9 protein-coding genes and 5 pseudogenes are annotated in these 15,383 nt (G+C 44.0%); 7 read left to right on the top strand and 7 right to left on the bottom strand.

All coding sequences use genetic code 11. The annotated features are described in order from the left end of the window. Positions 1 to 3 precede the first annotated feature (3 nt). Positions 4 to 1,629 (bottom strand): malate synthase A, encoded by a 1,626-nt coding sequence (gene aceB, locus L1D11_RS13300; RefSeq protein ID WP_239834004.1) that lies wholly within the window; start codon positions 1,627 to 1,629, stop codon positions 4 to 6. 392 nt (positions 1,630 to 2,021) lie between these two features. Between aceB and L1D11_RS13295 the strand changes: the two are divergent. From L1D11_RS13295 to L1D11_RS13280, 4 genes and pseudogenes are all read left to right on the top strand, one after another. Continuing rightward, positions 2,022 to 2,743, top strand: a pseudogene (locus L1D11_RS13295) (hypothetical protein); the annotation flags it as partial. 114 nt (positions 2,744 to 2,857) lie between these two features. Further along, positions 2,858 to 3,430 (top strand): annotated as a pseudogene (locus tag L1D11_RS13290) (TIM barrel protein). A gap of 201 nt (positions 3,431 to 3,631) precedes the next feature. Continuing rightward, positions 3,632 to 4,240, top strand: a complete 609-nt coding sequence (locus L1D11_RS13285) for a TetR family transcriptional regulator C-terminal domain-containing protein (protein WP_239834003.1) — start codon at positions 3,632 to 3,634, stop codon at positions 4,238 to 4,240. A 174-nt stretch (positions 4,241 to 4,414) separates the two neighbouring features. Beyond that, positions 4,415 to 5,851 carry an amidohydrolase gene (locus L1D11_RS13280; RefSeq protein WP_239834002.1) on the top strand — a complete coding sequence of 479 codons (1,437 nt, stop codon included), beginning with the start codon at positions 4,415 to 4,417 and terminating at the stop codon, positions 5,849 to 5,851. A gap of 93 nt (positions 5,852 to 5,944) precedes the next feature. Here the strand turns inward: L1D11_RS13280 and L1D11_RS13275 are convergent, their stop codons facing one another. From L1D11_RS13275 to L1D11_RS13265, 3 genes and pseudogenes are all read right to left on the bottom strand, one after another. Next, a complete protein-coding gene (locus L1D11_RS13275; protein WP_239862562.1) occupies positions 5,945 to 8,341 on the bottom strand; it encodes a hypothetical protein in 2,397 nt (798 codons plus the stop codon). 167 nt (positions 8,342 to 8,508) lie between these two features. Next, the gene (locus L1D11_RS13270) at positions 8,509 to 9,747 is read right to left on the bottom strand and encodes an alpha-xenorhabdolysin family binary toxin subunit A (protein ID WP_239834000.1); all 1,239 of its coding nucleotides are present in this window, start codon (positions 9,745 to 9,747) and stop codon (positions 8,509 to 8,511) included. A 506-nt stretch (positions 9,748 to 10,253) separates the two neighbouring features. Continuing rightward, positions 10,254 to 10,361 (bottom strand): annotated as a pseudogene (locus L1D11_RS13265) (IS630 family transposase); the annotation flags it as partial. A gap of 67 nt (positions 10,362 to 10,428) precedes the next feature. On the opposite strand from L1D11_RS13265, the pseudogene L1D11_RS13260 reads away from it, so the two are divergent. Continuing rightward, positions 10,429 to 10,572: pseudogene (locus tag L1D11_RS13260) on the top strand (ISAs1 family transposase); the annotation flags it as partial. 18 nt (positions 10,573 to 10,590) lie between these two features. Further along, a pseudogene (gene melR / locus L1D11_RS13255) lies at positions 10,591 to 11,365 on the top strand (transcriptional regulator MelR); the annotation flags it as partial. A 56-nt stretch (positions 11,366 to 11,421) separates the two neighbouring features. Here melR and dpaL read toward each other — a convergent pair. The 3 genes from dpaL to L1D11_RS13240 all read right to left on the bottom strand — a co-directional run bounded on the left by dpaL (position 11,422) and on the right by L1D11_RS13240 (position 13,809). Beyond that, the gene (gene dpaL, locus L1D11_RS13250) at positions 11,422 to 12,600 is read right to left on the bottom strand and encodes a diaminopropionate ammonia-lyase (RefSeq protein ID WP_239834154.1); all 1,179 of its coding nucleotides are present in this window, start codon (positions 12,598 to 12,600) and stop codon (positions 11,422 to 11,424) included. Between the two features lie 124 nt (positions 12,601 to 12,724). After that, positions 12,725 to 13,108 (bottom strand): RidA family protein, encoded by a 384-nt coding sequence (locus L1D11_RS13245; RefSeq protein ID WP_239834153.1) that lies wholly within the window; start codon positions 13,106 to 13,108, stop codon positions 12,725 to 12,727. 11 nt (positions 13,109 to 13,119) lie between these two features. After that, on the bottom strand, positions 13,120 to 13,809 hold the full coding sequence (locus tag L1D11_RS13240) for a PAS domain-containing protein (RefSeq protein WP_239834152.1): 690 nt from the start codon (positions 13,807 to 13,809) through the stop codon (positions 13,120 to 13,122). A 342-nt stretch (positions 13,810 to 14,151) separates the two neighbouring features. Here L1D11_RS13240 and L1D11_RS13235 point away from each other — a divergent pair, with 342 nt between their 5' ends. Next, positions 14,152 to 15,315 (top strand): Xaa-Pro peptidase family protein, encoded by a 1,164-nt coding sequence (locus L1D11_RS13235; RefSeq protein ID WP_048662519.1) that lies wholly within the window; start codon positions 14,152 to 14,154, stop codon positions 15,313 to 15,315. Positions 15,316 to 15,383 lie beyond the last annotated feature (68 nt).

Raw genomic sequence — 15,383 nt, 5'->3', positions numbered from 1 at the left:
CGCCTAGCTGGATTCTTGCAAAAGCCCATAGCTGGGTAAAGTTAGGAAGGCAGTGAACTCTTCGGCTGTAGAAAGTTGATAGAAAAGATCGGCCGTCTCTTCGAATCGACCTGCTGCGTAGCGCGAGTCACCGACTTCGTGTTTTATTGTGTCTAACTCTTGGTAAAGCCAAGAGTGGAACAGTTGTTTGGTATAGGTTTGGCCGTCATCGAGCGTGACGCCATGATGAATCCATTGCCAAATGTTGGCTCTTGAGATCTCCGCGGTGGCGGCATCTTCCATTAGTCCGTAGATAGGTACGCAGCCGTAGCCTTGGATCCAAGCCTCGATGTAATACAGCGCAATACGGATATTCTTACGTACGCCGGCTTCGTCGCGGCTGCCTTCACATGGTTTCAGTAAGGTGTCGGCATTGATGGTGTGTTCAGGGCTTTGGAAATCCATCTGATTTACTTTGCCATCAAGGTGCTTGTCGAAGATCGACATCGCTAAATCGACTAGGGCAGGGTGTGCGACCCATGTGCCATCGTGGCCGTTTTGCGATTCTCTTTGTTTGTCTTCAATAACCTTGGCGGTAACACGCTCCATCTCTTGTGGATCTTTTGCTGGAATGAAGGCTGACATGCCCCCCATTGCCAGTGCTCCACGAGCGTGACAAGTACGCACCAACAGCTGGCTGTAAGCGTTCAGAAACTCTTGATCCATGCCGATCCCGTGACGGTCTGGCAAGATACGATCTTTATGATTTTTCAGAGTTTTAATGTAGCTGAAGATGTAATCCCAACGGCCGCAGTTCATCGCAACGATGTGATCGCGCATGGCGTACAAGATCTCTTCCATTTGGAAAACGGCCGGCAGCGTTTCAATCAATACGGTCGCACGGATGGTGCCTTTTGCTACGTTGAAATAGTTCTCGGTGAAACTGAAAATGTCGTCCCACCATTGTGCTTCTTCCATGCTCTCAAGCTTTGGAATGTAGTAGTAAACGCCCAAGCCTTGTTGTGCACGTGATTGATAGTTATGGAAAAAGTACAACGCAAAGTCCATCAGACAACCCGCGATAGGTTGATTGTTGAATTGAATCGATTGTTCAGGTAGATGGATTCCACGAGGGCGAGCGATTAGTAACGCTGGGTCGCTGTTTAGCTGGTAGTTCTTTTGTTTCTTCTCATCGAAATAGCTGATGGTGCCTAAATTGGCATCTCTTAAGTTAATTTGCCCTTCGACCATGTTGGCCCAAGTTGGGGAAGACGCATCCTCAAAACAGCACATGAAGACTTTCGCACCTGAGTTTAATGCGTTGATCACCATCTTTCTCTCTATAGGGCCTGTGATCTCTACGCGTCGATCCAGTAGTTCTGGTGGCGGTGTTGCCACTTTCCACTCTTTATTCTGACGAATAGAGCTAGTGTCCTTTCTAAAATTAGGTAGCTCACCGTCATCATATTGCGCTTGTTTTATGTCGCGATCATTTAGCAGGGCATGACGGCGATCTCCAAACTTGTTAACGATAGCTTCTAAGAACTTCAATGCATCTTTAGACAAGAGCTCTTTGTACTCGGGGTTGTCCATATTCCCAAGTACCTGCATACACAGTGTTTCTTCTCTTTCTTTCACGTCATTCATCATTGCTTGTCTCCTTTACACAATACGATGTCATTTTGTATACAAAATGTTATTTTTAACGGTATTTATATTGTAGAAATTGTAAGCAAGCAAATGGTATTTAACGTTTATTTATCATTTGATCTTTTTATAATTTATTTTTACGTAAAGATATTTTATGTAAAGCATTGAATTGTAAGGTTTTCAGGCTTGTTTTCTGTTCAATAGGATAGGTTGATGTAACAAAATTGTTTCAAGTTGGGCTCGATAAATGCTGAGGATAATCCATAGTACACAAAAGTTAATTTAATTGAATACAATCTGAACTGGAGGTTCGAATGGCAATTATGAAAGCGATTGAAGCAGCGGTTGAAGTGCTTAAACGTGAAGGAGTAGACATCGCATTTGGTGTTCCCGGCGTATCTGAATTGCTGCAGCAGTTTGCTGAGGTCACAGGTGTACCTGTGACCCTAACCTTGTTGTACTGGGACTCTATCCTAGATGAGCATGACTTAATGGCAGGCATGGTGGGGCTACAAACTTCCCACCGTTACGATAACGAAACCATGTTCAACTATGACTTTGTGTTTGGTGTCGGTAACCGCTAGGCAAACCGTCATACTGGCTCTGTGGATGTTTACACCGAAGGCCGAAAATTCGTACATGTGGATATTGAACCGACCTAAGTCGGCGCGTGTTCTTCCCAGAACTAGGCACTTTCTCTGACGCGAAAGCGGTGCTAGAGCGAATGGTTGAAGTGGCACAAGAGTGGCGTGACGCTGGCAAATTACCGAACCGAAATGCTTGGGAAAGTGAGTGTTAGAAACGTAAGTCGACCATGCTGCGCAAAACTAATTTCGATGAAGCACCAATGAAACCGATGCGTGTTTATGAAAAGGTGAACAAGGTATTTGGTCGTGATACTTGCTATGTGAGCACCATTGGTTTGTCGCAAATTACCGCTGCGTTTAAGCAAGCAAAAGAGCTGATGAACAAGCATAAAGTACCGGTTGTTGTTGAGCTGATTCTTAAGCGAGTAACCAACATAGCGATGGGCGTAGAGATCAACGCCATCAACGAATTAGAACTGCTTGCCGAAAGTAGTGGCAATGCCTCAACCGCGCTAGCGTACAAGTAATCATTAAGTAATGTGTATCCGTAGAGCGAGATTGAGCTCTACGGAAAGCCTCCAACAGAGCGAGGCTTCACCAAACCACATTAGCTTCATCAAACCAAGAGTAAGGACAGAATCATGGCAAAATTTGCAGCAAACTTGTCAATGTTATTCACGGAAGTTGATTTTATGTACCGTTTTGAAGCCGCCGCAGAGGCTGGTTTTCAAGGCGTCGAGTACCTTTTCCCATATGCCTTTGATGCGGATGAGATTAAACAAAAGTTTGATGCTAGTAATCTAAGCAAGTGCTATTTAACTTACCTGCTGGAGATTGGGATGCAGGCGATCGTGGTATTGCGGTTGACCCAGCACGCGTTGAAGAGTTTCAAGCGGGCGTGCCTAAAGCGATAGCTTATGCCAAGAAACTTGGTTGTAAACAGGTGAACTGCTTGGCGGGCATTGTCCCACAAGGTGTCACTCCGCAAGACGCTCAGTCGACCTTTGTGATTAACCTTCACTACGCCGACCATGCAGCAGAATATTGGTCAAATCGCTCACGTGCAGCTGGCTGATAACCCAGGTCGACACGAGCCGGGTACCGGAGAAATCAATTATCCATTCGTACTTAACTACCTTGATGAACTTGGCTATAAAGGCTGGGTTGGCTGCGAATACAAGTCGATGTGCTTCTTACCACGAGGCCTACGCTGACCAATGTGAATGACTTCCGTGCGATATTGATTATTTAATTTGAACAGTTCAAAAACACAGCATGGAATGGTCGCTTCTTAACAAATAGAGCGGCCATTTTATTGTTATCAATACGGTGACCTTGAGTTCTGAAATTATCTTCTGGACTAATAAAGCACGTTGATTACTATGGTTTAAGTAATGAGCTGTAAAGGAAGTCATATGTCTAGGATCAGACAAAAGAATCAACATTTAATCATCGAAGTGGCGTGTGTACAATTCGCTACTCATGGTTATGCCGCAACCAAAATGACGGATATCGCGAAGGCGGCGGACATTCCCAAACCCAACGTATTCTATTACTTCAGCTCGAAAGACAAGCTCTACAATGCCGTTTTAGAAACTGTCACACAGCCGTTACTTGAAGCATCTCGTCCTATTGAAGAGCTGAGCGATCCCGTAGAAGCTCTATCTCAATACATTCAAACTAAGTTGATCATCTCACGCGACCATCCACACGCTTCTAAAGTGTTTGCTAATGAGGTGATGTCAGGCGCTAAAGTGCTTCCGAAAGAGATCGGTGATGAGTTGTATAAGCAATCGCAGATGATCCTTGATAAGTTCTCTACTTGGTCGGCAAAAGGGCTGATGGACGACGTGCCTGCGCATCACCTGATGTTTACCATTTGGGCTGCTACTCAAACCTATGCCGATTTTGGTTGGCAGATTTGCAGTGTAATGCAGAAAGATAAGCTAGATGATAAAGACTACGAAGAAGCCGCTGAGTTTATCACCCAGTTAGTTATTAAAGGTTGCGGTGTGAAAAGTTAACGGTATTTGAAGGTTTATCTAGGTCTGCGGTTGCTGGCCTTTTCTGTTTTTGCACATGAGCGACGACTAGCGTGAAGACACTTTTTGCGGCAATGTTGTTCTCAAGCTCCAATAGCTAAGAACATCTAAGTGAAGCTTCTAACAATATTAAACGCACAACATAAAGGTATAGTAATGACGCTTAAAAGCTTGGCATGCACCATCAGCGCCGTTTTACTGGCTGGCTGTGGTTCGACAGTGGCAACTCAAACATATAACGCCGATCTGATTATCACTAATGGACAAGTCCTGACGATCAACTCTGAAATGGATGTCATTGAAGATGGTGTTGTTGTCGTGAAAAACGACCAGATCATCGCGGTGGGTAATGAGGACTTGATTACTCAATACCGAGCTGAAAAGGTTATTGATGCTCAAGATGGTATTGTTATGCCGGGCATGGTCAATGCTCATAACCACCTTCCTATGATAGCGTTTCGCGGTCTAGGCGAAGAGGGTATTTCCAACCGATTATTCGCTTACTTCTTCCCGCTTGAAGCAGAAAAGTTAAGCCGTGAACTGATTTATAATGCGACCAAGCTGGGCAGTATCGAGCTAGCACAGAGTGGTGTCACGACTTACGCCGATATGTATTACCACATGGATGAAATGGCAAAAGCGACCAAAGAAGTTGGCCTACGTGCGGTACTCGGCGAGACCGTGATTAAGTTCCCCGTGGTAGACGCTAAAGAACCTTATGGTGGTATCGATTATGCCAAAGGCTTCATTAAGCAGTACCAAAACGACGAGCTAATTACGCCCGCTTATGCACCACACGCGGTGTACACAGTGAGCAAAGAAAAGCTTCAAAATATCAACAAACTGTCTGCTCAATACGATGTGCCGGTGTTAATTCACGTTGCTGAATTCCCAAATGAAGAGAAGCGCATCAAAGATGAAACTAAGGCAACATCGCCAGTCGAATACATGGATGAAATTGGTGTGTTGGACGAGCGCGTAGTCATTGCTCACGGTATCCACCTTTCAGAGAATGATCAAAAGCTTCTAAAGCAAGCTGACGCAGGGATCTCATACAACCCAATGGCGAACGCTAAAGGTGCAACCGGCATTGCACCAGCATGGGATATGTACCGTGCTGACATGCGAGTAGGTTTGGGAACCGACGGCCCAATGAGCTCAAACCAAGTAGATATCATGCGTACCCTAAGCTATGCAGCGAACATGCAACGTTTGAAGCACTCAGATCGCACCATCATGATCCCAGAGCAAGTGATCGAAATGGCAACCTTAGGTGGCGCGAAAGCCTTACACATGGAAGACCAAATTGGTTCTCTGGAAGTCGGTAAAAAAGCGGACATCGTGATTGTCGAAACACAATCAGCGAACATGATGCCAAGCTACGACCCATACGCAACCTTGGTTTATCAAGCGAACCCGAGCAACATCGACACGACGATTGTGAACGGCCAAATCGTAATGGAAAACCGCGTAATGCAAACTGTTCAACTGGATGAGATTCGTCAAAGCGTCGATGAGTTTGAAGCCGACATTACCGAGTTTGCCAAAGAACTGTCTAAGAAGGCGATTAAGTCTAAGAGTTTGATGGACTAGTCTCCAAACGAAACTAAGCACTGGAATGAAAAAATAAGGCCGACGAGATGTCGGCCTTTTTATGGCTATGAGATAGCTTGGCAATTCCTCACATCAGTTTGAACAACTGTTGCCATTTGGGATACCACTGCCTAAGAATTCGACCCTAATTTGTTCGATATCTTTTAGGTATTGGTTGTTGGCTTGGTTTGCCTCATCAAAGTTGTTGAGGGTGACATTCCATGTAGAGAATGGAGTTGGTTGGAAGTACGCATACTCGAATTTATTCGCCACTGCGCCATCGGTGATAATGCTAACGTCATTGGTGGTGGGATCATCCAAGCGGTAGTAAAACGCTCGTGAGACCGGATTAGAACTGAATTGGTAATCCTGATCCTGATAGCGGTCGGCATAGTTACCTGAACTCGATATTCCAAGGTTGAGCTGCTTGCCATAAGGTAAGTTTTCCCCTTCTAAGAACACACGTACTGTAGAGAGTCTGACTCGGTCGAATGAACATAGTTGTGCCTGCCCTAATGGAATAGTGAAGTTCAACTCGCCAGTGGTTGCGAAGCTATCGAGTTGCTCTGGGCTAGAGATGGTGTAGTTGTCGATAGTGAAGTCTTGTGGTGCTGGCTGGAATGAAGAGAGTGCATTCACATACTCACTTTCTATGGACGCGAGGTCAAACTGGTAGTCCAAGTAACTTTTATTTAGCGAAGGCGTGATCTCACTTGGTTTCAACGCCCAGTATTCGTATGCCTGAACATAGTTAGACAAAGCCACATACATTGGTCGTTTGAAGTGCATTAGCACTCGCGAAAGCTCACGCTCGATGGAGTCGAAACTTTCGCTGTCTACCTGATAACCTTCAATGGCGTCACTCAATCTTTGCTGTTGATTCGCGGTGACGTTTTTGGTCAATAATAGGTCGACGAGTTTGGCTTGCTCTTGTGCAAAGTTGAGCTGAGTGGTGTTAATTGCTTTGCCTAATAGCACCTGTTTTTCGAGTTCGACTAGGTATTGTCTTGCGCCTTTAATTCCCAAGGTATCAGCAAGTCTTAAGTTACTGCGGATCTCGGTGATCATCAGATCCCAAGCAAGATTGCTCTCATTCAAAGTCGGAATATTAAAGTTAAAGCCATCCATTGCTTCAGAGATCTTGTGAAGTTTGATGGTCGATTTCACATCGGCGGTGAGCTGCGCGATGCCCGAAATGGTCTTAGTAACGCTATCAATGATTCCCGTGACTGATTTGATATTGGTGACCAAGTTTTTCGCTTTATCTAACGCTTCTGGGGTTTTGGCTAATTGTTCGGTGAGGTCGTTAACGCCAGAGAGGTTCCCTGTGAACACACCGCTGACAGCACTGCCAATCTCGGCAATAGCTTTGAAAATAGCCAATGCTGCCTTGAGCTCTTGCTGAGTTTTCCAGTTTTCTACACCGACCAAGTAAGTGGTTCTTGCACTCAGGGTCACAAGTTCCTGAGCTTTGTATTGGCTGTCGATTTCGGTCAGGCTATCTCCTATTTTGTCTATGTTGGATTGGGTTTGAGTGATGATCGAGCTTTGTGCTCTGATAACGTCTTCAACATTAGCGAGTGCTAACTTCGCGGCTTCAATCTTGTCTTCGATCACCGTACTTCTGTCTTGAATGACATCCCACTGTGCTTGATACGCGATCATTGCATTCAGGTATGCTTCGTATTTGCCTTGGTAGAGCACCTTGTCGAGATAAGGCACATAGTTGCTTTCTTTAGTGCTGAAACTAATGAACTGTTTAAAGGCGACGGTTTGGAGGTACAGGTCTGAAAGGATAGGGTCATCTTCCACCACTGAGCCTGCGTGGCGCAAACTTTGCTCAATCCAGTTAATCAGTTCGAGGCTAAGCTCTGGGTTGGTGTCGAATAAGCTGGCAGCCATATCAAAAGAGCGGTTAACAATGTCTGTAAAAGGTCTGGTCGCCAGTTTCATTTGCCCTGTAATGTTCGAGTCGATGGTGGTTCTGCGGTAGTGTTCTCCTGCTAATACCACAGAGGTTCCATCACCGTCTTCTGCAGAAAGGGCATCTCGTGTAATGCTGCCATCGCTTTGGAAGGCAAGGACATTAATTGGAGTTTCGATCTGTCCTGCTATTACAGTCACCGATGCTGCGGCGCCTTGTTGCCCAAGAACGAAAGTTGGGGCACCTTGACCGACAATTTTACGGGCAAAAATGAGAATATTTTGGTTATTCACTACCAAGTTGAAGTTTTCAGGAACCTCAATGGTATCGGCAAAAACGACGATCTTTGAGGGTTTAGTCACGTAGAGGTTCTGCTCCGCAATCCAGTCACTGAGGTTGATGTGAAGATCAGATGTAGATCGAGAGAGAACATCGACATCGGAATAGACAGACTGAACCCAAGTTGGGTATTCGGTGGAATTAGGCAAGTTATTAAGTTCTAGCCAGTCACTAGCAAAAGCTTGTGGAGATAATGAAAGAGAAATAATAATCGGTAGAATTCTCATATTAATGTCCTGTCGAAATGAGTATTAGCCAAATTTTGGGTAGCAGAAACCAACACCTTATTTTTCATAAGGCGTGGTGTTCTGTTGTTATTTTGTTTTTATTGGTCTTGCTGGTTTAAGTTATAGCGAGGCGTCGCTTTGCCGAGCTATTTGTCGATAGTTATGGACTACTCCATTTCTTGAATATAAGCATTATTTGCAAATGCCTTGGCTTTCTCGCTGATGTTTTTCCAGTTCATTTCTGCAATCGATGTATTGGCTAATGCACCGATGGCACCGAGCATTGCGTTGTCTTTCATGATGTCGGCATTATTTTGAGCTTCATCCAATGCAGCAAGCAATGATGTGAAGTCGGTATTCATTTTCTGCCAATTTAACTTCAGCTTATTAATATACGGGATAGCGTTTTCAATTTGCTGAGATATAAGCTCAATGCTTTCTGAAGAACGATGGTAAGAGTTATATACCTTTTGTGTGTAAGACAACTGTTCTTCTAGATCTTTGACTTCATTTTGCAGCTCATTGCGAAGCTTACGCGCTTTTTCGGCTTTATCGCCAAAGATTCCCATGATTGGTGCGGCCACCAAAGGGAACCACGCGTAGATAACGGCAGTAGAAGAAACGGTGACATAGTGAGTATAGTCTTTATTAAGCTGGGTAATACGAGCATTTATGTCATTCACTTGCCGTTGAAGTGCACTGCCATCATCCGTTAGATACCCGTTATGGGTCCCTTCTAATACTTCAAGTTGTAGCTTTTGTGTTTCTAGCTGCGCAGAAAAGTCCAACAAGTTGTCACCCACATCGGACACCTCTTGCTGGTATCTCAATGAAAAGTTTTGCAGGCTTTTCAGGTAAGCAATCGCCATTTTTCGGTTGCGTTCAACTGCTTCGATATCTTCTGGTAACGGTGAGAATGCCTTTGCCAACATCTCATTCAAAGCGTCGCTCAAAGGGTGCAGCATGTAATCTTTGATTTGTGCGTAGTTAGCCAAGCTTAGTGACAGGTTAACGATGCTTGGGTACAGATCCTTTTTCCAGTAGAAAGCGGTGTCGTGAATATTAGAGTACTGGTCAACGAGCGCTTGGAAGTTGGAGAAAGGGATATCATTGGGGATTCCTAGCGTCGATTTCATACTAGCTTCTGTTACGGGTAGAGCCAAAGCACCTTCTATATAGGCTTGGATTTGATACCACTCTTGCTGTTTGAGAATAAAGTTATCGGTATTCAAATCGATAAAGACGCCATTCTCGCCAATGATCGTATCGTAAGTCACTTGAGGTATGTTTTGTTCAGCCGACGCTTGGTTTATTTGAATTGGAGTTGCTTGAGAAGTGAAAGCAAGAGAGGAAAGTAGTCCAATTGAAATCGAAGATAATACGAGTGTTCGTGTGATTTTTTTCATTCTTTACGCCTGTTAAAATTGTTATTAGCTTTTTAGAGACAATTATAACCCTACCGTTAAAGTGGTATTTAGGTGTGTTTATGCGGGTTTATTGAATTCTTTATATTGTTATTTTTGTAATTATTTTTTGGGTGTTTTAAATAAATCTCCATTAATGTGTTTTTTGTTTTTATAATATTTGGTCAATCTATAGTAAATTTATAATGAAAAGTTCTATTTAGATCACATATTTGAATCCATATTGTTTTATTGTTGATCTATTGAGTTTAGTGATATTTAAATCACTAGTTCCTATTCTTTCTTCAGGCCATGCCTGAAAAGGCGTTGGTGGGTTTTATTTTATTCATTAATGCATTAACTGATAGAAGTGTAATTAACTAAATTCAATTGTATTATTACTAAATATGTTGATCGAATTGATGTTTATATAATTAGAACAAGCGTTTTAAATTTGACCTGTGCCAAAGAAATAAGAGGATCTAATTTAAGCTAGAATTAAATTAGACCTATTCACTTGAAGGTGCATGTCTCAGGGTCTGAAAATTAGCTGTAACTCTGGGCACAAGTGAACCTGCAATTTTTGTTAACGTCACATCGAAAAAATTTTTGATAGCAGGGCGGGATCGCACTTTGTTAACTAATGTGATCTAATGGTGCTAAACCCTCAGAAATACAGTCATTTTGAACCTTATTGAACACTTATCTGTCGTAAAAGGCACTCGATCGGACATTAATCAGAAACACGACCTTATTGATGTGATGTTCCTTGTGAACAGCGATATCTCATCGGGATGTGAAGGTTGTCAAGATATTGAATCTTATGGATAAAAAAGGATCTCTTGGCTTGTTTGGGCATCAGTACCGCATCGACTTACAAATCCAGGCCAATGCCATAATATTGAGATCATCAACATACCAATTTACCATTTTATGTCGCAGGCTCTCAGTCGGATTTAGTCAACCAGATAACTCACTTTAGTGTGTTGCAATCGAATTCCTGTTTGTTGAACAATGGATTTGAAATTTCACGTTGGGCGCAAGAGATCAAGCATTCGTCCGAAAGTCGTCAACAGTTGGCTATGGATGAAATTGGTTTGATGCTTAAACGAATTTGTCTTGATGGCTGGCCACAACTGTTGGTAAATCGACAGGATAAGTCGATCAAGAAAGGGGTATTGAAACACTCCCAATTCTATGTCAGCCAGATGGTGGAATATATTGCGACTCATCATAATCAGCCATTGACCGTTAAAGATATTGCTGAACATATTGGATTACACAGCAACTATGCGATAAACGTATTTCAGCGAATGATGCAAATGACCATTAATCAGTATATTACTGCGATGTGCATCAACCACGCTCGTGATTTGCTGAGTGATACGGATAGAATCATTCTCGATATCTCACTCACGGTGGGCTTCAATTCGAGCAGCCGATTCTATGAAAGTTTCCAAACATACATTGGTGTCACGCCGACTCAATATAGAAAATTAGCTAGGGAAGAGCACCGATGGAGCAACTATGGGCCAGACCGCTATATGACCTTGAGAAAGGTGCGTGTGATGGGGAAAGGCCGTTAACGACGACAGTTAGCGGTATTGATACAACCAGATAAAGAAAAGCCACAGCATTTTGCTGTGGCTTGGTCATTCGAGTTGGGGCGTCTTTGAGTTAGTTAGAGTGGTGCAAGCCGTTCCAAACAATGTCGCGATATCGCGGTTGGTTGGTATCACCTTCAGTGCTAAATAACATGATGGTTGCGTCTTGGTTTAAACCTAGCTCATCACGTACTGCTTGGTCTGCACCTTCACGACATAACGTGTAAAGTAAACCAAGTGTGATAGCGCCAGATTCACCACTGATCAATTGCTCATCACCGCTAAGTGGGTTGCCAAGGATACGCATACCCGTTGCTGAAATATTGTCGTCAACCGAAACAAAGTGATTGCTGCAATCGCGCAGTACAGGCCACGTTACTGGGTTTGGTTCACCGCAAGCAAGGCCTGCCATGATGGAATTCATTTCGCCCGTTACATTAACCATTTCACCTTTCTCGCCGGATCGGAAAATGCAATCTGCCGCTGCTGGTTCCGCAATGATGGTTTCAAAGGTGTCAGCCCCCAGTTTGTCTGCAAGGTAACCTAACACACCACCTGCCATTGCGCCTACCCCAGCTTGCAGAAGAACGTGAGTGGGAGCGCCGAACTCTAATGCGTGAGCTTGCTCAACAGCTTCATCTGCCATTGTCATGTAGCCTTGAGAAATCCACGTTGGGATCTCTTCATAACCATCCCATGCTGTGTCTTGAACTAGCATCCAACCGTTGTCATGAGCGGTTTGGTTCGCCATGCGAACCGTATCGTCGTAGTTCACTTCTGTCACGATACATTCAGCGCCTAGACCTTGAATACGGTTAACGCTTGCTTGAGACGAACCTTTTGGCATGTAAACCACGGCTTTTTGGCCCATTTCACGAGCTGCCCAAGCGACACCTGTACCATGGTTGCCTGCGGTTGCCGTGGTGAAAATAAGTGGTTTTTCTAGCTTTGAAGCCACCGTCTTAAGGTTGATCTCAGAGATATCAATACCAAGGTGTTTTGCCAATTGGCGACCGAGAGCGTAAGAACCACCGAGTACCTTGAACGCATTTAAACCGAAGCGCTTTGATTCGTCTTTAACTAGAATCGCTTTAACACCAAGCTGCTTAGCAAGATGTGGAAGAGACACGAGCGGAGTGGGTTGGTAGCCTTCGATCTGTCGGTGAAACTCACGCGCTTGTTGCGCTTGAGAAGCGGTAAACAGTTCGCAGACTTGACCAGTGTAGAATGAATTTTTTGATAGTTTTAACATAGGGCACACTTAGATACAGGCGGAGGAATTAAAGGTCATCAACGATGCTCAATGACCTTGTTTTGTTGTTATAGCTTTACGTTATTGGATTTAGCTATACGTCTTCAATTAAAACGGTTCGTGATTAGTTGATGTAAGCGATCGCTTCTACTTCAACTAATGCGTCTTTTGGTAGACGAGCTGCTTCAACACAAGAGCGTGCAGGTGCGTTCTCTGTACCAAATACTTCCGTGTACACCTCGTTAAATGCAACGAAGTTTTCCATATCAGATAGGAAACATGTGGTTTTAATAACGGTATCCAGTGAACCACCACTTTGTTCCAAAACTGCTTTCAGATTTTCTAATGACATACGAGCTTGCTCTTTGATGCCACCTTCAACAAACGCCATTGTTTTTGCGTCAAGCGGTAATTGACCTGAAGTGAAGATTAGGCCTTGGAATGCGATACCTTGAGAGTAAGGGCCGATTGCTGCTGGTGCTAGATCTGTTTGGATTTTTGTTTTCATTTCATTTCTCTTTATATGATTTCTATAGCTCTAAACTCGCGTATGTATTTGTAAATAGCGTGGCGAGTAATACCAAGACGCTCAGATACGAATGCTGTCGCCTCTTTTAATTCGAAAATACCGTTCTCAAGCAATAGCTTGGTGATGGCTTTGTTTCGACCTTTTAAGTTAACTGACTCATCGTTGTCGACTTCAAAAATGGCATGATCAAGCGCTTGCTCAATCATTTCCGTTGTTGAAGCTCCAAAGTTCTCATGCACGCCCACAGGGGCATGAGCCATGTCTGGCATTAAAGTTTTTATGATCTCAGGAAACGGGTGAGACAAGTTCATATTGATACAGAACAGCCCGATTGGTTTGCCACTGTCTCCTGCCAACACACAGGTCGTAGACTTAAGCAATGCCCCGTCTTTACTGGTGGTGAAATAACTTTTTGGTGTCACGTCACCAGTGATCTCAAACACACTCAACATTTTTAGACCCAAATCGGTAATAGGTGACCCTACATTTCTCCCGGTATGGTGTCCGTTCACAATCTTCACCACTGACTTTTCAAAGTTCTCGAATGAGTGAATCACAACCTCACAATGCGGACCTATAAAGTCGGCAATGGTCTCGGCTAAGCGAAAGTTCAGTGCGAGATGCTCTCTGTCATTGTCGGTGAATTCTACGTTAAACGATTTATATGCTGATGCGTTCATTTTAGACCACTGTTGTTAACTTTAATTGCCAGTCATTATCTTTGGTTACTCAAAGATTTTCAAGTTGCCAATTAACTTTATGTAACTATGAAACTATATATCCGCCTCCCGAACAAGCGCAAAGTTACAAATAAGTGTCCAAAATTGATCAAAATCAACAATAACTCCAGTTTTGGTCAATCTCAGATCACTATAGTTGACTGTAAGATCATGGTCACATTATTTGACTGAAATGTCAGTAAGATGCTCGACGTAACGTAAACAAAATTGAACTACAGGGTTGGTTACTGGTTGTGAAGAGCAGCAGAAGTGCCTACCTAAATACAATAATTAGAGGTTCCAATGACTAACTACCTAAACCGCGGCTTTGAACAGGCTGAGTTTGAACACAGAACATCACGCGCTCAAAAAGTCATGCATGAGATGAATCTGGATGCGATGATTTTCACAACCGAGCCAAACGTTCGCTACTTCACTGGCTTCCACACTCAGTTTTGGCACAGCCCAACTCGTCCATGGTTTGTCATCGTTCCTGCAGAAGGAAAGCCAATTGCGATTGTTCCTGAAATAGGAGCAAGTGGTATGGCGGGAACATGGGTTGACAACATTATTACTTGGCCTTCTCCACGTCCTGAAGATGACGGTATTAGCTTAGTTGCAAGCGCGTTGAACTCTTTACCTTGTCGTCATGGCAGAGTTGGCGCGACATTAGGTATTGAGTCTCACTTACGTATGCCAGTGAACAACTACCTCAAATTAACCACTATGGTTAAGAAAGATTTTGTGGATGTGTCTTTAGCGATGCATGAGCTACGTCAGATCAAATCACAAGCTGAAATCGAGAAAACTCGCGAAATCTGCCGCATTACTAACGTTGGGTTTAGCAAGATTCCGGGTTACGCAAAAGCTGGCATGACCGAGCGTGAAATCTGTAAACAGTTCCGTATCGATATGTTGTTAGAAGGTGCGGACGAATGCCCTTACATCATCGCAGGCTCAGGGCCAGATGGTTATGACAGCATCATTATGGGCCCGACTGATCGCATCATTGAACCGGGAGATGTGTTGATCATAGATACGGGTGCTGTACGCGATGGTTATTTCTCCGATTTCGACCGTAACTGGGCATTTGGTCATGCAAGTGAGCAAACCAAAGCGGCATACCGTGCTACTTACGAAGCGACCACGAAAGGCTTCGAGGCTGCGAAACCGGGCGCAACCACGACTGACATCTACAACGCGATGTGGGGAGTACTAGAAGCGAATGGTGCACTGGGTAACGACGTTGGTCGTCTTGGTCATGGTTTGGGTATGGAGCTCACAGAGCGCCCGTCTAACACGGCCACCGACAATACAGTACTTAAGCCAGGTATGGTGATGACGCTAGAACCGGGCATGGTTTACGCACCAGGTAAGTCAATGGTTCACGAGGAGAATATCGTGATCACTGAAGACGGCGCTGAATGGTTGAGCGAACGAGCTGAACCAGAACTGATCATTATTTAACTCCAGATTCAACACCCCTACAAAAGCTGACTCTGGACTTCGGAGTCAGCATACAAAAACTATAAAAA

The organism is Vibrio sp. Isolate32, from assembly GCF_022397955.1.
In the GTDB taxonomy this organism is placed as follows: domain Bacteria; phylum Pseudomonadota; class Gammaproteobacteria; order Enterobacterales; family Vibrionaceae; genus Vibrio.
Note: the sequence above shows the minus strand (reverse complement) of the source record. Positions and strands in the feature narration are given on the sequence as shown.